The organism is Streptomyces sp. NPDC052773, assembly GCF_044547145.1.
Taxonomy (GTDB): Bacteria; Actinomycetota; Actinomycetes; order Streptomycetales; family Streptomycetaceae; genus Streptomyces.
In genome coordinates this window covers 218,582-240,669 of record NZ_JBITZX010000007.1, presented here as the reverse complement: position 1 = coordinate 240,669, position 22,088 = coordinate 218,582, and the positions used below count along the sequence as shown (strand labels likewise).

Sequence of the window (22,088 nt, the reverse complement as noted above, 5' to 3'; positions counted from 1 at the left end):
GTTTCATCTGCCCTTAACTGACGAGCGCATCCGGCTTGCCCTTGCTGCGCGGCCGTTCCTCGACCATCTTGCCCCAGACGATCAACCGGTACTTGCTGGTGAACTCCGGCGTGCATGTCGTGAGAGTGATGTAGCGGCCGGGGGCCGTGAATCCCGAGTCCTTCGGGATGGGGTCGAGCACGCTCACATTGCTCGGCGGGGTCACCGGGAGCATGGACGCCGTCTTGTAGACGTAGTAGGTGTCCTGGGTCTCGACGACGATCGGGTCGCCGGGCTCGAGCCGGTTGATGTACCGGAACGGCTCGCCGTGTGTGTTCCGGTGGCCCGCGAGGCCGAAGTTGCCGGTCTTCGCGTCGGGCATCGGCGTCTTCAGGGCGCCCTCGGAGTAGTGGCCGACCATGCCGCGGTCCAGGACCTTCTTGTTGCTGGTGCCCTCGGCGATGGGGACCTTCACGTCCAGCTTGGGGATGTAGAGGAGGGCGAAGCCCTGGCCGGGCTCGAAGGTGCCGGGGTTGCGCTTGCCGCTCGCCCAGTCGTCCTCGAGCTGGCTCGCCTCGCTGCCGGCCTGGGCGTGGGCGCGGACGTTGGTCCACCACAGCTGGTAGGTGACGAACAGCAGCATCAGCACGCCGGTGGTGATGAACAGTTCGCCGATCACCCTGCTGGCGATCACCCCGGGGCCGGGCTTGCGGGCCCTGGCCAGTCGGCGGGCCTCGACCCGGGAGAGGGGGGCCCGAGGCTCGTCGGCCGGGGTGGGCGGGGGCGCGGTCCTGCGGCGGCGCCCGTGGCGGCCCTTGGCGGCCTTTCTGCGGGCCGCACGGCCGCCGGGTGTGACTCCGGTGCCGGAGGTGCCGGATGTGGCTGCCGAGGCCGGTATCGGCTCGCCGGACGGGTCGGGTATGCGCAGCGCCACCGTCTCGTCGTCGAGCGGCGGCTCGCCAGACGAGGGCGGGTAGAGCTCGTCCGATGTCGGCGAGTAGGAGTCCTCCGCCGAGGGCGGGTACGGCTCCTCCGTCGACGGCCGGTACGGCTCGTCCGGCGAAGGCGGGTACGGCGTCTCCTCGTACCCGTCCCCGAGCGTGCCGGAGACCTCGTACGGCTGCTGCCCGTACGAGGTGCTCTCGCGCTCGGGGCGCAGTGCGGTCACGCCGTGGCCCTGCCCACCACCGGGGCCAGCCCCGCGGATCTGGCCACCGCGCCCTGGTCGCCGCACTCGGTCAGCCAGTTGGCCAGCATGCGGTGGCCGTGCTCGGTGAGTACCGACTCCGGGTGGAACTGGACGCCCTCGACGGGCAGCTCCCGGTGGCGCAGGCCCATGATGATGCCGTCCTGGGTGCGCGCGGTGACCTCCAGCTCGGTCGGCACGGTCGCCGGCTCGGCGGCCAGGGAGTGGTAGCGGGTCGCCGTGAAGGGGGAGGGCAGGCCCGCGAAGACGCCCTTGCCCTCGTGCTCGACCAGCGAGGTCTTGCCGTGCAGCAGCTGCGGCGCGCGGTCGACGACACCGCCGTACGCCACCTGCATCGACTGCATGCCCAGGCAGACCCCGAAGACGGGGACGCCGGTCGCCGCGCAGTGGCGGACCATGTCGACGCAGACGCCGGCCTGCTCGGGGGCGCCGGGCCCGGGCGACAGCAGGACGCCGTCGAAGCCGTCCTGGGCGTGCCCGGTCGACACCTCGTCGTTGCGCAGCACCTGGCACTCGGCGCCCAGCTGGTACAGGTACTGGACCAGGTTGAAGACGAAGCTGTCGTAGTTGTCCACGACGAGAATGCGCGCGCTCACTGGTTGTCCACCGTCACATCGTTGAAGGGAAGCAGCGGTTCGGCCCACGGGAAGACGTACTGGAACAGGACGTAGACCACGGCCAGGATCAGTACCAGTGAGATCAGCGCCTTCACCCACGCGTTGCCCGGCAGATGCCGCCAGATCCAGCCGTACATGCCGTCCCTTCCGTCGTACCACGGCACCAGACTCACGCCGTACGGCACCAGACTAACGGCGCGGGGCCTCAGGCCCTCGGGGATCGGCTCTGTTCCACGTGAAACATGGGCGCGGCAGGACAGGCGCCGGTCCGGCGGCCAGGAAGCCGGAGGTCACTCCACGGGCTTCGCGTAGTGCAGGTCCACCGTGCCGGAGTATCCGGGGAGCGTCACCTTTCCGTTCTCCTCCACTTTCCAGCCCAGGCCGTAGACGTTGACGTAGACCATGTAGTTCTGGATCGCGGGGCTCTCGGAGAGTGCCTTCTGCAGCTTCTCCGGGTCGCCGACCGCCTGGATCTTGTAGGGCGGCGAGTAGACGCGGCCCTGGAGGATCAGGGTGTTGCCGACGCAGCGCACGGCGCTGGTGGAGATCAGCCGCTGGTCCATGACCTTGATGCCCTTGGCGCCGCCCTGCCAGAGGGCGTTCACCACGGCCTGGAGGTCCTGCTGGTGGATGACCAGGTAGTCGGGCTGCGGCTCGGGATAGCCGGGGAGCTTGGCGGTGGCGTTCGGCGGGGCGTCGTCCAGGGTGACGGTGATGGCCTCGCCGGTGAGCTTCTGGGTGCCGGCGCTCTTCTCCAGGGCCGCGAGCTTCTCGTCCTCGGCCCGGGTGCTGTTGTCGTCGCGTTCGGCGAGGGCCTCGACCTGGTCGCGCAGGGCCGCATTGGACTCGTCCAGTTCGCCGTTCTTGCGGCTGCGTTCCTGAATAAGGTCGGAAAGCTTGAGCAAGGACGCATCCGTACGGATATTGGTGCCTTTGGCCGTGTGGAAACTGGTGAAGAAAAGGAGTCCCGCGAGAGCGAAGACGGCCACCGTGAGCAGTCGGACGGGACGGAAAGATCCACGGCGGGCAGCGCTGGATCCCGGCTGGGGGGAGTCGGCAGAATTGCTCAACGTACCCTTATCTCCTTCGGCGCCACGGAAGCACTACGCTAACGGACGCCCGGGGGAGCACTCAGTGTCCCCTTGTACGCTGCCCCGAGCCCGACCCAGATCCCTGCGCGGCCACGCAGCGCATCGACAGGAGAGACCCTCGTGCCGAAGTCACGTATCCGCAAGAAGGCCGACTACACGCCGCCGCCGGCGAAGCAGGCGACGAACATCAAACTCACCACCAGCGCCTGGGTCGCGCCCGTCATGCTCGCCATGTTCCTCATCGGTCTGGCCTGGATCGTCGTCTTCTATGTGACCGACGGTTCGCTGCCGATCGACGCGCTCGGCAACTGGAACATCGTCGTGGGCTTCGGGTTCATCGCCGCCGGATTCGGTGTCTCGACCCAGTGGAAGTAGGCCCTGCCGGACGGTGAACACAGTTCTGCCCAGGGCTATCCACTGAGTTATCCACAGCCGTTTTCCACAGTGGGGAAAAAGAACGACGATCTGTGGATAACCCATCGAGGGTTGACGCCGGTACGACGGAACGACCGGCATCCGAATGCCTGTTCGCCCCCTGTCTGACCTGCGAAAACACGGGTCGGTGACAGGGGGCACAGCTGTTCCCGCACCGTATGCACAAGATCCGCCACGCGCTGTGGACAACCGCCGCTCAAGGGGTGTGGAAGGCGCTCAGGTGAGCTGCGCCGTCCGCAGCAAGGTCATGCCGACGATCACCGCCAGCACCAGCACGCAGGTGCCGGCCTGCACCAGCCCGCGGCGCTCGCGCGGGGCGTTCACCAGGGCGTAGCCGACGATCGCGCCGCCGACCAGGCCACCGATGTGCGCCTGCCAGGAGATGTTGAAGCCCGGGTTGAAGGTGAACAGCAGATTGATCGCCAACAGGACGATCACCGGGCGCATGTCCAGGTTGCGGCGGCGCATCAGCACGGCCGTGGCGCCGAAGAGACCGAAGATCGCGCCGGAGGCGCCGAGCGAGGCCGTGTGCTCGGGCTGGAGGAGGTAGGCCAGGGCGCTGCCGGCGAGTCCGGAGATCATATAGAGCGTGAGGTAGCGGATCCGGCCGAGCGCCTCCTCGAGCGGGCCGCCGAGGAACCACAGGCTCAGCATGTTGAAGGCGATGTGCCAGATCTCCTCGTGCGTGAACATCGCCGTGACCAGCCGGTACCACTCGCCCTCGGCGACGCCCTCGGTGGGCGTCCAGGGCGCGGGCGGCCATGCGGCGATCAGCATCATCTCGCCGAGCAGGGTCGAGGACACCTGGACGGCGATGAACACGGCGAGGTTGAGCAGGACGAGGATCTTGGTGACCAGGTGGGGATCACCGCTGACGGCGACGGGCGCGCCGGCGAGGTTGCGGGGCTGGGAGGCGCCGGGGCGGTGGCCGGTGCCCGAGCCGCCGCGGACACAGTCGGGGCACTGGAAGCCGACCGAGGCGCTGACCATGCACTCCGGGCAGATCGGCCGCTCGCAGCGGGTGCAGCGCACGCCCGTCTCTCGGTCCGGGTGGCGGTAGCAGCCGGGCAGACTGTGGGCTTCCTGAGGACTTTCCGACACCTGGTCCATTGAGGTCCCCTACGTCGTCGTAAGCGAGAAACGCCCCTTCCATCCTTACGGACGGAGGGGGCGTTTGGTTCCCTCTGGGCGTTTCGGGACCGGGGGATCAGCCCTCGCGGGTCTCGATGACGACCGTCTCGATGACGACGTCGTTGACCGGCCGGTCGGTGCGCGGGTTGGTCTGCGTCCCGGCGATGGCGTCGACGACCTTCTGGCTGGCCTGGTCGGTGACCTCGCCGAAGATGGTGTGCTTGCGGTTCAGCCAGGCCGTCGGGGCGACGGTGATGAAGAACTGCGAGCCGTTGGTGCCCGGGCCGGCGTTGGCCATGGCCAGCAGGTAGGGCTTGTCGAAGCGCAGGTCCGGGTGGAACTCGTCCTTGAACTGGTAGCCGGGGCCACCGGTGCCGTTGCCCAGCGGGTCGCCGCCCTGGATCATGAAGCCGCTGATCACCCGGTGGAAGACCGTGCCGTCGTAGAGCCTGGCCGTGGACTTCTCGCCGGTGGCGGGGTGGGTCCACTCGCGCTCGCCCCGGGCGAGCTCGACGAAGTTCTTGACCGTCTCGGGCGCGTGGTCCGGGAAGAGCTGGACCTGGATGTCGCCTTGGTTGGTCTTCAGGGTGGCGTAGAGCTTCTCAGCCACGATGTGCCTTCCGTTGTCTTCCTGTGTCCCCCGATCCTCGCACGGCCCGGCACCGGGTCGCCCGACACCCGTGTTCGCCAGCGCGCGGCGCCGATCCGTGGCATTGTCGTCGACAAGCTCCGTTGCTCCGGATTCACCCCTTATCGATCCCCAGGACTGATCCCCGGGTCACTCCCGCCTACGGCCGGAATGACCCGGATGCCCGCTCGCACATGCCGCACCGCGTTCCGGCAGGCATGATCCGTAAAAGGGTGGAAAGTCGAAATACCGTACGCCACCGAGGAGGAGGAACCCGTGACCCGCATCGACAGCGTGCGCGCCGCGACCGGCTCGGCGAAGGACAGCGTGCTGCACGCCGCGGAAGTGGTGGCGCCCTACGCCGACACCGCCAAGGACCGGGCCGCGCAATACGCGCAGGAGGCGCGCACCCGTCTCGCCCCCAAGATGTCGCAGGCCGCCGGGCAGGCCCGCGTCCAGTACGCGGCGCGCGTCGCGCCGTATCTGGAACAGGCCCGGTCCCATGTGCCGCCGAAGGTCGACCACGCCGCCCACGAGGCTGCCTACCGCACGCGTATGGCCGCGCGGCAGGCAGCCGTCTACTCCCGGCCGAAGATCGAGCAGGCGGTCGCCGCGGCCGGGCCCGTCAAGAGCGAGGCGACCGCGCGAGGCGTCGCCGCGATGGCCGCACTGCGCGGCCAGGTCTCGCCGCAGGAGATCCAGAAGCTGATCCGCAAGCACGAGCGCCGCGCCAAGGCCGGCCGAGCGGTGAAGACGCTGGCGATCCTGGGCGTCATCGGCGGCGCGGCCTTCGCCGCCTGGAAGTGGTGGGACAAGCAGGCCAACCCGGACTGGCTGGTCGAGCCACCCGCCGCGACGGAGGTGCCCGAGTCCGGCCGGCTGACGTCGGTGGACGGCAGCGGCCCGTCCGTCCTGGACCCCGAGGTCGAGGCCAAGGAAGCCGAGGAGGGGGCCACCGACCGGGACGAGCGCGGCTGAACACCGCTCCCGACCTGGAAGACCCGTGTGGGGCAGGGGAGTTACGGCTCTCCCGCCCCACAGTCGTGTTTCACGTGGAACCGGCGGACCGGCGCCGCCTCCATGAACGTTCGCGAAAGCCAAGTCCAGGGCCGCTGCGGGTTGCTCCCTGGCCCGTTTGGTCGCACCTGGCAAACGTAACCCGGTTGCATCTGCGAGCCGGGTTCCACGGGCGGAATCCGGACAGCCGGACGGACGGCTTGGCCGCCGCCCGGAACGACCATGACCTGCGAGGACCTGCCCGTTCACGGGGAGCGCGGGGAGGCGGGAGGGCCGGGAAAGCGCCGCGGACGCCCTCGCCGCGGCTCCCGCCCGCCCCTCGGCCGGGGCTTGCCCTGCCCTCAGATATCGAACGCGCGTCCACATCGGGGCGGAGTCGGCCCGGGCGCGCGAAAAGCCCCTCCGTCTCGCGTTCCCGCAAGTCGGAGGGGCTTTCTCGGGTGGAGCCTAGGGGAGTCGAACCCCTGACATCCGCCATGCAAAGACGGCGCTCTACCAACTGAGCTAAGGCCCCGGAAGGGAGACGTCCGGCCCGGAGGAACTTCGTACCGGCGGGCGCCGCAGACCAGAGTAGCGGGTCGCCCCGGGTATCTCGCAAAAAGATTGGGGGGTCCCCCCGAACGACCACGCTCCGTAAGATGCTCGGCGTGGTTCGCTACAGCGAACCGCGGTTTTTGGGGAAGCGATGGGGAGACGCAATGGACGCCGCACAGCAGGAAGCCACCGCAAGAGCGCGGGAACTGCAGCGGAACTGGTACGGGGAGCCGCTGGGGGCGCTCTTCCGTAAGCTCATCGACGATCTTGGTCTCAACCAGGCTCGTCTCGCGGGGGTGCTGGGCCTGTCCGCGCCGATGCTGTCGCAGCTGATGAGCGGTCAGCGGGCGAAGATCGGCAATCCGGCCGTGGTCCAGCGGGTGCAGCTGCTGCAGGAGCTGGCGGCGCAGGTCGCGGACGGCAGCGTGAGCGCGGCCGAGGCCACCGAGCGCATGGAAGAGATCAAGAAGTCGCAGGGGGGCTCGGTGCTCAGCAACACCACACAGACGACCACCAGTTCGGGCGCGCCCACGGTCAAGCGGGTGGTCCGCGAGATCCAGTCGCTGCTGCGCTCGGTGGCGGCGGCGGGCGACATCATCGAGGCCGCGGACTCCCTCGCCCCGACCCACCCGGAGCTGGCAGAGTTCCTCCGCGTCTACGGCGCCGGCCGCACCTCGGACGCGGTCGCGCACTACCAGTCCCACCAGAACTGAGCCACCGGCCCGGTCGCCGAAGGGGTGCAGCAGCCGGGCCGCCGCCTTGAGCGGACGCGAGGGGGCGCGACGGGGGCGCGCCGGGGAGCAAGGGAAGCGCAACGGGGGGCGCGCCGAACGGGGGAGCGTGCCGGGCACCGGCCCGGGATCGAATCGGGGTCCGGGAACGGGGTCAGGGCCGGGGATCGGGATCCGGGAGCGGGAATCGGGGGAAACCCGCGCCACGGGGGAATGCACCGGGCCACCGGGGAATGCAAGGGGGGAACACACGGGGCCGAGGGGGAGGAGCGGCGCACAGCGATGGGTGAGGTCTTCGCCGGCCGGTACGAACTGGTCGACCCGATCGGCCGCGGCGGCACCGGCGCCGTCTGGCGCGCCTGGGACCACCGACGCCGCCGCTACGTCGCCGCCAAGGTCCTGCAGCAGAGCGACGCGCACTCCCTGCTCCGCTTCGTCCGCGAGCAGGCGCTGCGGATCGACCACCCTCACGTCCTGGCCCCCGCCAGCTGGGCCGCGGACGACGACAAGGTGCTGTTCACCATGGACCTGGTCGCCGGTGGCTCGCTGGTCCACCTCGTCGGTGACTACGGCCCCCTGCCGCCGGCCTTCGTCTGCACTCTGCTGGACCAGCTGCTGTCCGGGCTGTCCGCGGTGCACGCCGAGGGCGTGGTGCACCGGGACATCAAGCCCGCCAACGTGCTGCTGGAGGCCACCGGGACGGGGCGGCCGAAGCTGCGGCTGTCCGACTTCGGCATCGCGATGCGGTTCGGCGAGCCACGGCTGACCGAGACCAACCTCGTGGTGGGAACGCCCGGTTATCTCGCGCCGGAGCAGATGATGGGCGCCGATCCGGACTTCCCCGCGGACCTCTTCGCCGTGGGTCTGGTCGCGCTCTATCTGCTGGAGGGCGCCAAGCCGGATGCCAAGGCGCTGGTGCAGTACTTCGCCGAGCACGGGACCCCCGGGGCGCCGAAAGGGATTCCCGAGCCGCTGTGGCAGGTCGTGGCGGCGCTGCTGCAACCGGACCCCCAGGCCCGCTTCCGCACGGCCACCGGGGCGCGCAAGGCGCTCGCCGCCGCGGCGGAGCTGCTGCCGGAACCGGGACCCGACGACGAGCTGATCGAGATCTTCGACCAACTCGGGCCGCTTCCGGACGGATTCGGACCGGACGGCCCCCTGAAGCCGGCCCCCGGAGTACGGACGGACTTCCGCCCGACGGCTCCTCCGACCCACGGCGACACGGACTCCGCGTCCGGCACCTTCCCCACCCCGACGTCCGCGCCTTCGTACTCCCCACGCTCGTACGCCCCACCCCCGTACACCCCGCGGCCCTCACGGACTTCGCAGACCTCACCCGCCCCGGCCGCTCCCCCGCAGCCCTCCAGCATGTCGGACACCGGCAGCTTCCACCTGCCGCCCCCGCAGCCGCATCCGCAGCCGCATCTGCAGCCTCCGCGCCCTCCGCAGCCCGCGTACGAACCCAGCCACGCGCTCACCCCCCGGCCGCAACCCCCGCTGCCCTACGCGAGTCCTCCCCTGCCGCCGCAGCAACACGCCACCGGCGCCTCCACCGCCTCGTACACCGCCCGCGACCCGCAGCTTCCGCTCCCCGAGCAGAGAACCCCCGGACGCCGCTCGCACGCGGCAGCCCGCCGCCCGGGCCCGCCCGCGAAGGTGGTGATCCCTCTCGTGCTGCTGGCGCTGGCCTGCTACGCCGTGGGGTTCTGGGCCCTCACCCGGATCTAGACGCGCCCGCCGCGGTACGCCGCGCCCGCACCGTCCACACCGCCAGCCCCGCGAGGATCACCGTCCCGGCGCCGAAGCCGCCCACCGCGACCGCCGTCATCGCGGCGCCGCCTCCCCCGGTCCCGCCCGCCGAGGCCTCCGCTTCCGCGCCGCTGACGTCGAAGATCCCCTGGGGCAGGGAGCGGCCGGCGTAGAGGGGGCCGGCCTGCGCCTCGCCCTTCACCCCGACGCGCAGCGTCAGCCCGAACGGCCCCGGGCCGACCTTGTCGGCGACCTGGGCGGCGAGATGCACCACGAGGTAGTACGAGCCGGCGAACCGCATACCGCTCACCCGGTCGGCCGAGGCGTACCGGTTGGCGAAACCGACCGGCGGCACCGGCGGCAGCGTGGCCGCGCGCTGTCTGCCGTCGTAGCCGGTGCGGGCGTCGTCGACGAGGGCGCGCACGGGGTTGTGGAGGGACAGGTGCAACGCGGCGACGGCATAGGAACGATCGGCGCCGCTCGCACTGCCCAGTTCGGCGGTTGCGTGCGGCTGTTGGCCCCAGTCGACGGGGACCTCGTAGAACAGCGTCTGTCCCGGTTCGATGTCGGCGGTCCAGACGCCTTGGCCCAGGGCCGACGCCGTGCCGAATCCGGCGCCGCCTGGCCGTCGCTCGGGCTCGTCCGTCGGGGGCGCGGGGGTGGCCGAGTCCCAGGCCTCGGGCGCGCGGGTGGCCCCGTCCTGCGCCGGGGGCGGTTCGGTGGCGACGGTGAGCTCCAGCTCCCAGGGCTCCAGCGCCGCCCCGGCCGTGGCACTCGGGCCGCTGCTCCCGCCAAGGCCCTCTGAGCCCCCTGAGCCTCCGGTGCCTCCGGCGCTTCCGGGCCCGACCCGCTCGACGACCACGTAATACGTCCCCGCACCCTCGCACAGCGGGCCGTCCGCCTCGCGCGTGCCCGTCGCGGTGAGCGGACGCGGGCTGCGGGAGCCGCCGATGGTCGCGGTGTCGTAGGAGCAGGAGCGGCCGTCGGTGTTCTGGACGGAGACCTTGATGCCGTCGGAGGCGGCGACGGTGCCGGCGGGATCGGGTACGGCGGTGGCGGAGACGTACGCGTTCGACGTGGCGTCGAGGTCGAGGCGGTAGTGGGCGGCGCCGTCGGGCGGGAGGGTGCTTCGGTAGGTGGAGCCGGGCCGCAGGAGCGTGGCGTCGGTGGTGCTCGTCGCGCCGGGTACGGGCCGGGCGTCCGCGGAGAAGGCGTATCCGCGCGCGTCGTCGTCCGCGCTGCCCGGCGACGCGAGGGCGGGGGCGGGGGCGGTCGTCAGCGCGGCCACCGCGCTCACTATCACTCCGCTGACGGCCACGCGCGCGCGTACCGCCGATGAACGACACCACCTCACGCCGGCCCCCTTACCCAGGCGTCCTCGCCGTCCACACACGAAACCCCGACCGCGAGGCGGCCGGGGTCTGTTCAGACTGTTCCGGTTCCGAATGCTCGGAAGGGTATGTCGGTGGTCACGAACCCGTGGGCACGGAGTCAGTCGCCTCCGTCCACAGATCCTGCTCGGCGCGATCCGCCTGGATCTGGCGGTACACGAGGAGCCCGCCGATGGCGGCCAGTGCGACCAGGAGAAGCTTCTTCACCGCGCTACCTCGTCTTTCCTTGACGTAGGGGACCTCTGGCGCCCGACTATACACACCGACCGATATCGATCGGTGACCTGCGTCCCGGGCTCAACTCCCGTCCACCACACCGCCGTAGAAGCGGAAAAAGCTCTTCCGATCGCACGGTGATCACACCATTACGGATCGTGACAACACGGGTGATTTGCCGCCCCTCCGGAACTCCTCCGGCGCCCTTGCGCCCATACGAGTGGTGTTCATCTGAACATCGACGCGCCACGGGCGTCGGTCCACCACTTCGCAGCCCCCATACACATCATGAGGAAAGTACGCAAATCGCCCAACCCGAAAGTGAGGGGCCATGGCCCGCACCACGGTCATGAAGCTGTGGACCGCCTTCGTCACCGCCTTCCTCGCGCTGTTCACGGCGCTCGGACTCGTCACCACGACCGCCGCCGCGGCCGTACCCCAGACCGACTCGGCCCGCAACAGCGGCAAGGGCGCCACCGCCCCGGTCACGACACCGGCGACACCGGCGATGTCCCCCTGGGCCTGGGCCCACGCCAGGTCCCTGCCCCCCACGATGAAACAGCGGATCCGGGCCGAGGCCCACGGCTCCTCCCCGAGCTGCCGGCACCGCCCCCTCGCCGACGCGGCCCCCGCGACCACCGACTGCGCTCCCGTGACCGATGAGTCCTCGACCGATCCGGACGTAGCCGTCGCCCCACCCCTCCAGCGCTGAGCGCCACCACCGGCGCCCGCGCGGAGCCCCTGAAACTTCCGGCTCCCCCGCTGAGCCCTCTGCAACCTTCCGGCTCCCCCGCGGAGCCCCCTGAACCCTCCTGAACTCCCGATCCTCCTTCTCCACCTGTCAGCACGGCGAATTGCGTACGCCCTCACGAAGCGGCCCGGTCACCCCCCTCGGTGACCGGGCCTTCGTGCGTCGCGTACGTCGCCTCACCCCGCCTGCCGTACGGACGCCCTCCCCTTCCAGAGCCCCCTGACGACCACGGCGACGGCGAGGGCGATCGCGAGCACGCGCGTGACGTGCCACATGGTCACCACCGACTGGTCCTGCAGAGGCGCGGGATGGGACAGACGCATGGTCGTCTCGACGACGATCACGACCGGCAGCAGGAGCCGGGAGAGGAGCGGGTAGGGACCGCTGAGGGAGGCCCTTCCGGCGACTCCGCAGACGGGCCCCAGGAGGCAGGCGAAGACGGCCCACAGCCCGATCATGGACAGGAGCTCGCCCCAGGCGAAGTACTCGGTCTTCCCGGTGGGGTCGCCGAGGTCCGCCTTCAGGTAATCGCCCTGCGCGGCCTTCGTCAGGTAGTAGACCGTCACGCACACCCAGAGCGAGGCCACGCCGAGAACGGCGGCTCCTTTTTTCGTCCGGCTCGCCATTCCGGCCGCATAGGCGACCGCGGCATACGCCCACCCGGCACTCAATGTGTCGGAAACGACCTGGCTCACCGGCCCGCTCACCGGGCCGAGCAGGGGGCCGAGAATTCCCACGGCGACGGAAAAGGCGAAGACCAGTGTCAATCTCGGAAAAGAGGAACGCACGAGCACACCCTTGCGGTGGGGGGGATGGGGCAGAAACAAACCATGCCCTGGCCCGCACCGCCGAGACGGCGGCCGGCCAGGACATGGATCAGTGCGCCGGGTCAGAGGCCGTGCCTAGTAGACACCCCAGTACGCGTTGCAGGTGTGGGCGGCCCCGGCCTTGGCGTAGGCCTTGGCCCAGATGTCCTTCTCGCGGATGTCCTTGTCGGTGGCGTTCGCGATGGAGACGCTGGCCGAGTGCTTCTTGGTCGGGTGGATGTAGTTGGAGTAGCAGCCCTTGTAGGCACCGTCGAGGGTGGTGCCGTAGTTCCAGGTACCGCCGCCCTTGCTCACCCGCGGGGTCTTCAGACCCTTGGCGCCGGCGGGGTAGCTCACCACGCCCCACTCGCTGGGCTTCTCACCGTTCGGGCCGATGAGCTCCGCCGGAGGCTTGACGCCGCTGTCGGCGGTGAAAGTGCGGACCTGGACCGGAGCCGGAGCCGGGTTGGCCGCGGTCGCGGGCGCCGCCGCGACGAATGTCCCGATGAAAGCCGTCGCGGAAGCGGCGATGGCTATATTCTTCACGGACTTCTTCATTTTTAAATTTTCTCCCCGTCAACAAAAAGGGCTGCTGGTCCGTGCGGTAAAAAACGCACACAGCCCTTGCGGTGATCTCGAACGATCAAGACCTACTGTAAACGATCTTGGCGAGAAATTCCCCCACGATTTAATGCGCCCAATACGGACGCAAATCCCTTTTTCGGGCAGATCCCCCGCACGCGTCGATCAACCGCGCCGAGACGGCCTGCCGACGGAAGATGCCGTAGACGCGTAGACGTCGCAGAACGCCGAAGACCCCCGGTCCATCGGACCGGGGGTCTTCGTGCTGGTGGGGCTAACAGGATTTGAACCTGTGGCCTCATCCTTATCAGGGATGCGCTCTAACCAACTGAGCTATAGCCCCGCCGCGCTCTGCGGTGTGTGTCCCGCGCGCTGACTCCTGAAGATTAGCGCACGACCGGGCCAGTCCCAAAATCGATGGCCGTCGAGGGCCCGGGAACCGCTCACTCGTCCTCGGCGAGCGTCAGCTCCACACCGCCCACGAAGCCCGCGGAGAGGTTGTAGATGAACGCACCGAGGGTGGCGAGGGCCGTCGCGAGGACGACGTCGATCACTGCGATGATCGACGTGAACAGCAGCACGTTGGGCAGCGACAGGAACGCCTGGAGGTCGAAGCCGTTCGACTCGTTCGACCCGGTGGCCTCCGAGATGGTGCCGCCGACGGTCGAGAAGACGCCCATCGCGTCCATGACCATCCACAGCACGGCCGCCGCCACGATCGTGCAGATGCCCAGCGCGATCGACAGCAGGAAGCTGACCTTCATCACCGACCACGGGTCGGCCTTGGCCACCCGCAGCCGCGCCTTGCGGACGCGCGGGGTGGTGCGCGCCCCGGTGCGCGGCCGGCGTACGGCGCTGCCCGCCGCGCTCTGCGCCGGCTGGCCCGCCGGGTAGGCCTGCGGCGGGTGGTACGGCCCGGAGGGCTGCTGCGGCTGCCGTTCCCCGGGCAGCGGCGAGGCCCCCGGCTGCTGGGTCTGCGGGCCTCGGGTGTCCGTCACAGTTCCCCCCTGGGATCCATGCGTGTCAGGCGAGGGCGAGGTGTTCGCGTTCTTCGCGCTCTTCGCGTCCTTGGCGGCCCTGCCGCCGCGGCGGCCCCGGCCGCTCCTGCCGCTCTTGGCGGCATCGGCGTCGGTCGCTTCGGTCGCGTCGGAGGCTTCCTCGGCGTTCACCGGCGACGTGATGGCCTTCAGATTGGTCGTCTGCGGATCCGCCGCCTGCGCGGCGGAGCCACGGCCCCCGCCGTCCGTTTCCTGACCGGTCGTATGACCCGTCGAGGTACCGGCCGATCCGGCGCCCGTGGCTCCGCTCACGCTGACTCACTCCTCGTGCTACTCGGCCGAGGGCGCCTCACCCTCGTCCGTGCCGGTCGTCGCGGCACCCTCGGCGGTCTCGTCGACGGCCACGTCGCCGTCGACCTCCTCCGCCTCGCGTCCCGCCTCGGCGTTACGTGCGATGCCGACCACGGCATCGCGCTTGCCCAGATTGATCAGTTGGACGCCCATGGTGTCACGGCCCGTCTCCCTGACCTCGTTGACTCGCGTGCGAATCACACCGCCGGACAGCGTGATGGCGAGGATCTCGTCGGTCTCCTCGACCACCAGCGCACCGACGAGCGAACCGCGGTCCTCGACGATCTTGGCGGCCTTGATGCCGAGGCCGCCGCGTCCCTGGACGCGGTACTCGTCGACAGCGGTCCGCTTCGCGTACCCGCCGTCTGTGGCAGTGAACACGAACGTACCGGGTCGAACAACATTCATCGAGAGCAGTTCGTCTCCCTCGCGGAAACTCATGCCCTTGACGCCCGAGGTGGCACGGCCCATCGGGCGCAGCGCCTCGTCCGTCGCCGTGAACCGGATCGACTGCGCCTTCTTGCTGATGAGCAGCAGATCGTCGTCGGGCGAGACCAGCTCGGCGCCGATCAGCTCGTCGTCCGAGCCGTCCTCCCGCTCGCGCAGGTTGATGGCGATGACACCACCCGAACGCGGGGAGTCGTAGTCCTTCAGCGGGGTCTTCTTCACCAGGCCGGCCTTGGTCGCCAGGACCAGATAGGGCGCCGCCTCGTAGTCGCGGATCGCGAGGATCTCGGCGATCGCCTCGTCCGGCTGGAAGGCCAGCAGGTTAGCGACGTGCTGCCCGCGCGCGTCGCGGCCGGCGTCCGGCAGCTCGTAGGCCTTCGCGCGGTAGACCCGGCCCTTGTTGGTGAAGAACAGCAGCCAGTGGTGCGTGGTGGAGACGAAGAAGTGGTCGACGATGTCGTCTTCCTTCAGCTTCGCGCCGCGTACGCCCTTGCCGCCGCGCTTCTGGGCGCGGTAGTCGTCCGTCTTGGTCCGCTTGACGTAGCCGCCGCGCGTGACGGTGACGACGATGTCCTCCTCGGCGATCAGGTCCTCGATGGACATGTCACCGTCGTAGGGCACCAGCTGGGTCTTGCGGTCGTCGCCGTACTTCTCGACGATCGCGGCCAGCTCCTCGCTGACGATGCCGCGCTGGCGGACCGGCGAGGCCAGGATCTCGTTGTACTCGCTGATCTTCGCCTGGAGCTCGTCGTGCTCCTGGACGATCTTCTGCCGCTCCAGGGCCGCGAGGCGGCGGAGCTGCATCTCGAGGATGGCGTTGGCCTGGATCTCGTCGATCTCCAGGAGCTCCATCAGGCCCGTGCGCGCGACGTCGACGGTGTCGCTGCGCCGGATCAGCGCGATGACCTCGTCGATGGCGTCCAGGGCCTTGAGGAGGCCGCGCAGGATGTGGGCGCGCTCCTCGGCCTTGCGCAGCCGGAAGCGCGTACGGCGGACGATGACCTCGATCTGGTGCGTCACCCAGTGGCGGATGAACGCGTCGAGGGACAGCGTGCGCGGGACGCCGTCGACCAGCGCCAGCATGTTGGCGCCGAAGTTCGTCTGCAGGTCGGTGTGCTTGTACAGGTTGTTCAGGACGACCTTGGCGACCGCGTCCCGCTTGAGGACGATCACCAGGCGCTGGCCCGTGCGGGACGACGTCTCGTCGCGGACGTCGGCGATGCCGCCGATCTTGCCGTCCTTCACCAGGTCGGCGATCTTCTGCGCGAGGTTGTCGGGGTTGACCTGGTACGGCAGCTCCGTGACGACCAGGCACTGGCGGTTCTGGATCTCCTCGACCTCGACGACCGCGCGCATGGTGATGGAGCCGCGGCCGGTGCGGTACGCCTCCTCGATGCCCTTGCGGCCGACGACGAGCGCGCCGGTCGGGAAGTCGGGGCCCTTGATGCGCTCGATGAGCGCGTCCAGCAGCTCCTCGTGGGAGGCCTCGGGGTGCTCCAGGTACCACTGGGCGCCGGCGGCGACCTCGCGCAGGTTGTGCGGCGGGATGTTGGTCGCCATGCCGACCGCGATACCGGCCGAGCCGTTGATCAGCAGGTTCGGGAAGCGGGAGGGCAGGACGGTCGGCTCCTGGGAGCGGCCGTCGTAGTTGTCCGTGAAGTCGACGGTCTCCTCGTCGATGTCGCGGACCATCTCCATCGACAGCGGCGCCATCTTGCACTCGGTGTAGCGCATGGCCGCCGCCGGGTCGTTGCCCGGCGAGCCGAAGTTGCCGTTGGAGTCGACGAGCGGCATGCGCATCGCCCAGGGCTGGGCGAGGCGGACCAGGGCGTCGTAGATGGAGCTGTCGCCGTGGGGGTGGTAGTTGCCCATGACGTCGCCGACCACGCGCGCGCACTTGTAGAAGCCGCGCTCGGGGCGGTACCCGCCGTCGTACATGGCGTACAGCACGCGGCGGTGGACGGGCTTGAGGCCGTCCCGGACGTCCGGCAGCGCACGCGAGACGATGACGGACATCGCGTAGTCGAGGTAGGAGCGCTGCATCTCCGTCTCGAGCCCGACGGGCTCGATCCGCATCGCGATGTCGCCGCCCTCTGCCTCGGGGGTGACGGGAGTGTTCTCGTCGGCCATTGCTGGTGAAGATCCTTCCTGGTGCGGTCAGCTGAGACCGACTCAGATGTCGAGGAAGCGGACGTCCTTGGCGTTGCGCTGGATGAACTGGCGGCGGGCCTCGACGTCCTCGCCCATGAGGACCGAGAACAGCTCGTCGGCCTGGGCGGCGTCGTCGAGGGTGACCTGGCCGAGGACGCGGTGCTCCTGGTCCATGGTCGTCACGCGCAGCTCCTCGGCGTTCATCTCGCCGAGACCCTTGAAGCGCTGGATCGAGTCCTCGCGGATGCGCTTGCCGCGCTGGCGGCCCATCTCGATGAGCGCGTCGCGCTCGCGGTCGGAGTACGCGTACTCGACGTCCTCCCGGCCCCACTTGATCTTGTAGAGCGGGGGACGGGACAGGAAGACGTGGCCCGCCTCGACCAGCGGCCGCATGAAGCGGAACAGGAAGGTCAGCAGCAGGGTGTTGATGTGCTGGCCGTCGACGTCGGCGTCCGCCATCAGGATGATCTTGTGATAGCGCAGCTTCTCGATGTCGAAGTCCTCGTGGACTCCGGTGCCGAAGGCGGAGATGAGCGCCTGGATCTCCTGGTTCTGCAGGATCTTGTCGATCCGCGCCTTCTCGACGTTGAGGATCTTGCCTCGGATCGGGAGGATCGCCTGGTACTCCGGGTTGCGGCCGGACTTGGCCGAGCCGCCGGCGGAGTCACCCTCGACGATGAAGATCTCGCACTTGGCCGGGTCGTTGGACTGGCAGTCGGCCAGCTTGCCCGGCAGCGACGCGGTCTCCAGCAGGCCCTTGCGGCGGGTCAGGTCGCGGGCCTTGCGGGCCGCCACGCGCGCGGTGGCCGCCTGGATGCCCTTGCGGACGATGTCCGCGGCCTCGTTCGGGTTGCGGTCCAGCCAGTCGCTGAGGTGCTCGTAGACCGCCTTCTGGACGAAGGTCTTCGCCTCGGTGTTGCCCAGCTTGGTCTTGGTCTGGCCCTCGAACTGGGGCTCGCTCAGCTTGACCGAGATGATCGCGGTCAGACCCTCGCGGATGTCGTCACCCGTGAGGTTGTCGTCCTTCTCGCGGAGCAGCTTCTTGTCGCGCGCGTACTTGTTGATCAGGTTCGTCAGCGCCGCGCGGAAGCCCTCTTCGTGGGTGCCGCCCTCGTGGGTGTGGATGATGTTGGCGAAGGAGTAGACGCCCTCGCTGTAGCCGCTGTTCCACTGCATCGCGACCTCGAGGGACAGGGACTTCTCCTTGTCCTCCGCCTCCAGGTCGATGACGGTGGGGTGCACCACGTCTCCCTTGCGGGAGTTGAGGTACTTCACGAAGTCGACGATGCCGCCCTCGTAGTGGTACGTGACGGTCTTCGGCTCGTGCTTCTCGTCCGCGCCCGCCTCGTCCGCGCCGGCCGTGGCCTTCGCCGACTCGCGCTCGTCGGTGAGCCTGATGGTCAGTCCCTTGTTGAGGAACGCCATCTCCTGGAAGCGCCGCGACAGCGTCTCGAACGAGTACTCGGTGGTCTCGAAGATGTCGCCGTCGGCCCAGAAGGTGACCGAGGTGCCGGTCTCGTCGGTGGGCTCGTGCTTGGCCAGGGGGGCGGTCGGGACGCCCATCTTGTAGTCCTGCGTCCAGCGGTGGCCGTCCGTCTTGACCTCGACGGAGACCTTGCTCGACAGCGCGTTCACGACCGAGACGCCGACACCGTGCAGACCACCGGAGACCGCGTAGCCGCCGCCGCCGAACTTGCCGCCCGCGTGGAGGACGGTCAGCACGACCTCGACGGCCGGCTTGCCCTCGGAGGGGACGATGCCGACCGGGATGCCACGGCCGTTGTCGACGACGCGTACGCCGCCGTCGGCGAGGATCGTGACGTCGATCGTGTCCGCGTGGCCGGCCAGGGCCTCGTCGACGGAGTTGTCGACGACCTCGTACACGAGGTGGTGCAGGCCGCGCTCACCGGTGGAACCGATGTACATACCGGGTCGCTTGCGGACCGCGTCCAGACCCTCGAGGACGGTGATGGCACTGGCGTCGTACGAGGTCGAGACGGAGGCCTCGGTGCCTTCGGCCGCGGCCTCGGTGGACGGGATGTTCTCGTTGGGGTTGCCGGAATCGGCCACGAAGCGCCCTTTCTGGCACAGCACGAGCCGGGCTCGTCGGCGGGTTGCCGGAGCGGCTGCGGCATGTTGCGTTGGTAAGCCTTGATCAGCGTTGCTCAGCGTTTCCCGGGCGGTCCCCACGTTCGGGGCGGGATTGTCTTCCAGTCTACCGGTAGCACTGACATCGCTGGGGGTTTGCCGGTACCTGAGTCCTCATGTGCCGCCCTGAACCGTCCTCGATCGGGTCCCGATATACGGAAGGGGTCTCCAAGAGGCTCACAGAGGCACCCAGCGCTTCGAGCCGTCAACCCATAGCTACTCCCCGGTCAGGTCGAAAATCGCATGCGCGTGCGGTTGTACGACAAGGCAGTGACTGCTGTGGAAAACGGGATGCGTGGGGCACAGCGACGTGATCTCAGTCACGTGAGATCGGTGGGTGCGGGGAAGGTGGTGCCGTGGTGCTCGCGAGGCACGGGGCGAGGTGCCCGGTACTCAGGGGCGGGATGCTCAGCCGTAGGTGTCGCCGGGCCCGGTGCTGCCGGGCGCGCGCAGCGGGCCGTAGCGGCGGGCCGGGCCGCCGGGACCGAGCACCTTGATCATCCGGACCCTGCCGTGGCCCAGGTCCTCGTTCAGGCGCGCGACCAGCTGCGGAGCCAGCAGCCGCAGGTTCGTCGCCCAGGCCGTGGAGTCGCAGCGCACGACCAGCACCCGCTCGTCCTCGTCATACCTCTCCGGGACGCAGTGCTTGGCCACGTTCTCGCCGACGATCTCCGGCCAGCGGCCCATCACCCCGCCCACCGCGGCCGGCGCCTCCCAGCCCCGCTCGGTGATCAGCCGGTTGATCGCCGAGCCGAGCGCCATCGGATCGCGGCCGTCGGCGCGCGCCCCGGAGCGCAGACCGCCGCCGCGGCGCGCCTGCTTCTTCTGCTGCGCCGCGTCCCCACGCGCGCGTGCCGCCTCCTTCGCGGCCCGCAGCGCCACACGCGCGAGGTCGACGCCGGAGGGTTCGGGGGCCCGCTTCGGTGCCTGGTCGGTCATACGCGTTCCACCGTCCCGCCGGCCACGGCGTACCGGGCCCCGCTCAGGACGTGCGGTACGTCGTCGTCGACCGCCGCCGTCACCAGGACCTGCTCGCCGGGCGCGACCAGCTCGGCCAGCCGCTCCCGGCGGCGGGCGTCCAGCTCGGCGAAGACGTCGTCGAGGATCAGCACCGGCTCGTTGCCCTCCGCGCGCAGCAGGTCGTAGGAGGCCAGGCGCAGCGCCAGCGCGTAGGACCAGGACTCGCCGTGCGAGGCGTACCCCTTGGCGGGCAGTTCGCCGAGCTTGAGCAGCAGATCGTCGCGATGGGGCCCGACGAGGGTGACGCCGCGCTCGATCTCCTGCTTGCGCACGTCGGCGAGTGCCGCCATCAGCTGCTCGAACAGCGCTTCACGGGTGTGGGCCTCGCCCGGTGCGGACGGCTTGTACTCCAGGGCGACCGGGCCGCCGCCGGGGGCCAGCTGCTCGTACGCCTTGTCGGCGAGCGGCTGGATGGCGTTGATCAGGTCCAGGCGCTGGGCGAGGAGTTCGGCGCCCGCGCGGGCGAGGTGCTGGTCCCAGACGTCGAGGGTGGACAGGTCCATGGAACGGCCGCCGTGGCGGCGGGCGAGCGCGGCCGTCTTCAGCAGGGTGTTGCGCTGCTTGAGGACCCGGTCGTAGTCCGAGCGCACGCCGGCCATGCGCGGGGAGCGGGCGGTGATCAGCTCGTCGAGGAAGCGGCGCCGTTCCCCGGGGTCGCCCTTCACCAGCGCCAGGTCCTCCGGCGCGAACAGCACGGTGCGCAGGATGCCCAGTACGTCGCGGGGTCTGACCTGCGAGGAGCGGTTGATGCGGGCGCGGTTGGCCCTGCCGGGGTTCAGTTCCAGCTCGATCAGCTGCTGCCGGTCCCCCTGCCGGACCTGCGCGCGGATCACCGCCCGTTCGGCGCCCATGCGGACCAAGGGGGCGTCGGAGGAGACGCGGTGGCTGCCGAGGGTGGCGAGATAGCCGACGGCCTCGACGAGGTTCGTCTTGCCCTGGCCGTTGGGGCCGACGAACGCGGTGACGCCCGGGTCGAGCGAGACCTCGGCCCGGGCGTACGAGCGGAAGTCGGCCAGCGACAGATGCGTGACGTGCATGGCGGTCGCCGACCTCCTCCGGCGTGGATCTCCCCGGGTCGTCCCCGGGGTTTCCCTCAGTGCCCCCGGGTTTCCCCAGGGTGTGGACTACTTCTTCTCGACCGCGTGGCCGCCGAACTGGTTGCGCAGCGCGGCGATCATCTTCATCTGCGGCGAGTCGTCCTGCCGCGAGGCGAACCGCGCGAACAGGGAGGCCGTGATCGCGGGCAGCGGCACGGCGTTGTCGATGGCGGCCTCCACGGTCCAGCGGCCCTCGCCGGAGTCCTGTGCGTAACCGCGCAGCCGGTCCAGGTGCTCGTCCTCGTCGAGGGCGTTGACCGCCAGGTCGAGCAGCCAGGAACGGATGACCGTGCCCTCCTGCCAGGAGCGGAAGACCTCGCGGACGTTCTCCACGGAGTCGACCTTCTCCAGCAGCTCCCAGCCCTCGGCGTAGGCCTGCATCATGGCGTACTCGATGCCGTTGTGGACCATCTTCGCGAAATGGCCCGCGCCGACCTTGCCGGCGTGCACCGAGCCGAAGTCGCCCTCCGGCTTGAGCGCGTCGAAGATCGGCTGCACCCTGGCGACGTGCTCGGCGTCGCCGCCGTACATCAGCGCGTAGCCGTTCTCCAGGCCCCAGACACCGCCCGAGACACCGCAGTCCACGAAGCCGATGCCCTTCGCGGCGAGCTGGGCGGCGTGCTTCTCGTCGTCCGTCCAGCGGGAGTTTCCGCCGTCCACGACGATGTCGCCGGGCTCCAGCAGCTCGGCGAGCCGGTCGATGGTCGACTGGGTGGCCTCGCCGGCCGGGACCATGACCCAGACCACGCGCGGTCCGCTGAGCTTGCCCACAAGCTCTTCCAGGCTGTGGACATCGGCGAGGTCCGGATTGCGGTCGTATCCGACGACGGTGTGGCCCGCGCGGCGGATCCGCTCGCGCATGTTGCCGCCCATCTTGCCGAGGCCGATGAGACCGAGCTCCATCAGTTGTGTTCCTTAGGTGTCCGAGGTGGCGTGGCGGTACGGCGCGCCGGGCGGTTTTCCGCCACGGCACCGTCGTACTCGTGTCCGAGCCTAAACCCGGACACCTGT

21 protein-coding genes and 2 tRNA genes are annotated in these 22,088 nt (G+C 69.7%); 5 read left to right on the top strand and 18 right to left on the bottom strand.

Features of this window, described 5'->3' with window-relative positions; all coding sequences use genetic code 11:
* Positions 1 to 13: 13 nt before the first annotated feature.
* The 4 genes from ACIG0D_RS18425 to ACIG0D_RS18410 all read right to left on the bottom strand — a co-directional run bounded on the left by ACIG0D_RS18425 (position 14) and on the right by ACIG0D_RS18410 (position 2,873).
* Entirely contained in the window at positions 14 to 1,147 is a 1,134-nt protein-coding gene (locus tag ACIG0D_RS18425) for a class E sortase (protein ID WP_399801710.1), read from the bottom strand.
* Entirely contained in the window at positions 1,144 to 1,782 is a 639-nt protein-coding gene (locus ACIG0D_RS18420) for an aminodeoxychorismate/anthranilate synthase component II (protein ID WP_399801707.1), read from the bottom strand. Before ACIG0D_RS18420 ends, ACIG0D_RS18425 begins: the two co-directional genes overlap by 4 nt.
* On the bottom strand, positions 1,779 to 1,976 hold the full coding sequence (locus ACIG0D_RS18415) for a hypothetical protein (RefSeq protein WP_365757295.1): 198 nt from the start codon (positions 1,974 to 1,976) through the stop codon (positions 1,779 to 1,781). The genes ACIG0D_RS18420 and ACIG0D_RS18415 overlap by 4 nt, the downstream gene beginning before the upstream one ends.
* Positions 1,977 to 2,093: 117 nt before the next feature.
* Positions 2,094 to 2,873, bottom strand: a complete 780-nt coding sequence (locus tag ACIG0D_RS18410) for a DUF881 domain-containing protein (RefSeq protein WP_399801704.1) — start codon at positions 2,871 to 2,873, stop codon at positions 2,094 to 2,096.
* A 141-nt stretch (positions 2,874 to 3,014) separates the two neighbouring features.
* On the opposite strand from ACIG0D_RS18410, the gene crgA reads away from it, so the two are divergent.
* Complete coding sequence (crgA, locus tag ACIG0D_RS18405; RefSeq protein ID WP_166000487.1) at positions 3,015 to 3,269, top strand: cell division protein CrgA; 255 nt, start codon at positions 3,015 to 3,017, stop codon at positions 3,267 to 3,269.
* A 276-nt stretch (positions 3,270 to 3,545) separates the two neighbouring features.
* On the opposite strand, the gene ACIG0D_RS18400 is transcribed toward crgA, so the two are convergent.
* Both ACIG0D_RS18400 and ACIG0D_RS18395 read right to left on the bottom strand, forming a co-directional pair.
* Positions 3,546 to 4,439 carry a rhomboid family intramembrane serine protease gene (locus ACIG0D_RS18400; RefSeq protein WP_399801700.1) on the bottom strand — a complete coding sequence of 298 codons (894 nt, stop codon included), beginning with the start codon at positions 4,437 to 4,439 and terminating at the stop codon, positions 3,546 to 3,548.
* A gap of 97 nt (positions 4,440 to 4,536) precedes the next feature.
* Positions 4,537 to 5,070 (bottom strand): peptidylprolyl isomerase, encoded by a 534-nt coding sequence (locus tag ACIG0D_RS18395; protein WP_399801698.1) that lies wholly within the window; start codon positions 5,068 to 5,070, stop codon positions 4,537 to 4,539.
* A gap of 294 nt (positions 5,071 to 5,364) precedes the next feature.
* On the opposite strand from ACIG0D_RS18395, the gene ACIG0D_RS18390 reads away from it, so the two are divergent.
* The gene (locus ACIG0D_RS18390) at positions 5,365 to 6,066 is read left to right on the top strand and encodes a DUF5324 family protein (RefSeq protein WP_399801695.1); all 702 of its coding nucleotides are present in this window, start codon (positions 5,365 to 5,367) and stop codon (positions 6,064 to 6,066) included.
* Positions 6,067 to 6,546: 480 nt separating this feature from the next.
* Here the strand turns inward: ACIG0D_RS18390 and ACIG0D_RS18385 are convergent.
* Positions 6,547 to 6,619, bottom strand: a tRNA-Ala gene (locus ACIG0D_RS18385).
* 184 nt (positions 6,620 to 6,803) lie between these two features.
* Here ACIG0D_RS18385 and ACIG0D_RS18380 point away from each other — a divergent pair.
* Both ACIG0D_RS18380 and ACIG0D_RS18375 read left to right on the top strand, forming a co-directional pair.
* Positions 6,804 to 7,352: a helix-turn-helix domain-containing protein gene (locus ACIG0D_RS18380; protein ID WP_399801692.1), complete on the top strand. Its 549-nt coding sequence runs from the start codon at positions 6,804 to 6,806 to the stop codon at positions 7,350 to 7,352.
* 300 nt (positions 7,353 to 7,652) lie between these two features.
* Positions 7,653 to 9,098 carry a protein kinase gene (locus ACIG0D_RS18375; protein WP_399801689.1) on the top strand — a complete coding sequence of 482 codons (1,446 nt, stop codon included), beginning with the start codon at positions 7,653 to 7,655 and terminating at the stop codon, positions 9,096 to 9,098.
* Here ACIG0D_RS18375 and ACIG0D_RS18370 read toward each other — a convergent pair.
* Both ACIG0D_RS18370 and ACIG0D_RS18365 read right to left on the bottom strand, forming a co-directional pair.
* Complete coding sequence (locus tag ACIG0D_RS18370) at positions 9,085 to 10,407, bottom strand: hypothetical protein (RefSeq protein WP_399801687.1); 1,323 nt, start codon at positions 10,405 to 10,407, stop codon at positions 9,085 to 9,087. The two genes, ACIG0D_RS18375 and ACIG0D_RS18370, sit on opposite strands and share 14 nt — an antisense overlap.
* 181 nt (positions 10,408 to 10,588) lie before the next feature.
* Positions 10,589 to 10,717, bottom strand: coding sequence for a DLW-39 family protein (locus ACIG0D_RS18365; RefSeq protein ID WP_003999697.1), 129 nt, complete (start codon positions 10,715 to 10,717; stop codon positions 10,589 to 10,591).
* A gap of 340 nt (positions 10,718 to 11,057) precedes the next feature.
* Here ACIG0D_RS18365 and ACIG0D_RS18360 point away from each other — a divergent pair, with 340 nt between their 5' ends.
* Positions 11,058 to 11,438, top strand: a complete 381-nt coding sequence (locus tag ACIG0D_RS18360; RefSeq protein ID WP_399801684.1) for a DUF6344 domain-containing protein — start codon at positions 11,058 to 11,060, stop codon at positions 11,436 to 11,438.
* A 215-nt stretch (positions 11,439 to 11,653) separates the two neighbouring features.
* Here the strand turns inward: ACIG0D_RS18360 and ACIG0D_RS18355 are convergent, their stop codons facing one another.
* From ACIG0D_RS18355 to gnd, 9 genes are all read right to left on the bottom strand, one after another.
* Positions 11,654 to 12,265, bottom strand: a complete 612-nt coding sequence (locus ACIG0D_RS18355; protein WP_399801984.1) for a DUF6518 family protein — start codon at positions 12,263 to 12,265, stop codon at positions 11,654 to 11,656.
* Between the two features lie 114 nt (positions 12,266 to 12,379).
* Positions 12,380 to 12,841, bottom strand: coding sequence for a lactococcin 972 family bacteriocin (locus tag ACIG0D_RS18350; protein WP_399801682.1), 462 nt, complete (start codon positions 12,839 to 12,841; stop codon positions 12,380 to 12,382).
* 290 nt (positions 12,842 to 13,131) lie between these two features.
* Positions 13,132 to 13,208, bottom strand: a tRNA-Ile gene (locus tag ACIG0D_RS18345).
* A gap of 100 nt (positions 13,209 to 13,308) precedes the next feature.
* Entirely contained in the window at positions 13,309 to 14,175 is an 867-nt protein-coding gene (locus ACIG0D_RS18340) for a DUF3566 domain-containing protein (RefSeq protein ID WP_399801679.1), read from the bottom strand.
* A gap of 18 nt (positions 14,176 to 14,193) precedes the next feature.
* Positions 14,194 to 16,791, bottom strand: a complete 2,598-nt coding sequence (gene gyrA / locus ACIG0D_RS18335) for a DNA gyrase subunit A (protein WP_399801676.1) — start codon at positions 16,789 to 16,791, stop codon at positions 14,194 to 14,196.
* A 42-nt stretch (positions 16,792 to 16,833) separates the two neighbouring features.
* Complete coding sequence (gene gyrB, locus ACIG0D_RS18330) at positions 16,834 to 18,906, bottom strand: DNA topoisomerase (ATP-hydrolyzing) subunit B (RefSeq protein WP_399801673.1); 2,073 nt, start codon at positions 18,904 to 18,906, stop codon at positions 16,834 to 16,836.
* 462 nt (positions 18,907 to 19,368) lie between these two features.
* On the bottom strand, positions 19,369 to 19,899 hold the full coding sequence (locus ACIG0D_RS18325) for a DUF721 domain-containing protein (RefSeq protein ID WP_399801670.1): 531 nt from the start codon (positions 19,897 to 19,899) through the stop codon (positions 19,369 to 19,371).
* Complete coding sequence (recF, locus tag ACIG0D_RS18320) at positions 19,896 to 21,017, bottom strand: DNA replication/repair protein RecF (RefSeq protein WP_399801667.1); 1,122 nt, start codon at positions 21,015 to 21,017, stop codon at positions 19,896 to 19,898. The genes ACIG0D_RS18325 and recF overlap by 4 nt, the downstream gene beginning before the upstream one ends.
* Positions 21,018 to 21,104: 87 nt before the next feature.
* The gene (gene gnd / locus ACIG0D_RS18315) at positions 21,105 to 21,980 is read right to left on the bottom strand and encodes a phosphogluconate dehydrogenase (NAD(+)-dependent, decarboxylating) (protein WP_399801664.1); all 876 of its coding nucleotides are present in this window, start codon (positions 21,978 to 21,980) and stop codon (positions 21,105 to 21,107) included.
* Between the last annotated feature and the right edge of the window lie 108 nt (positions 21,981 to 22,088).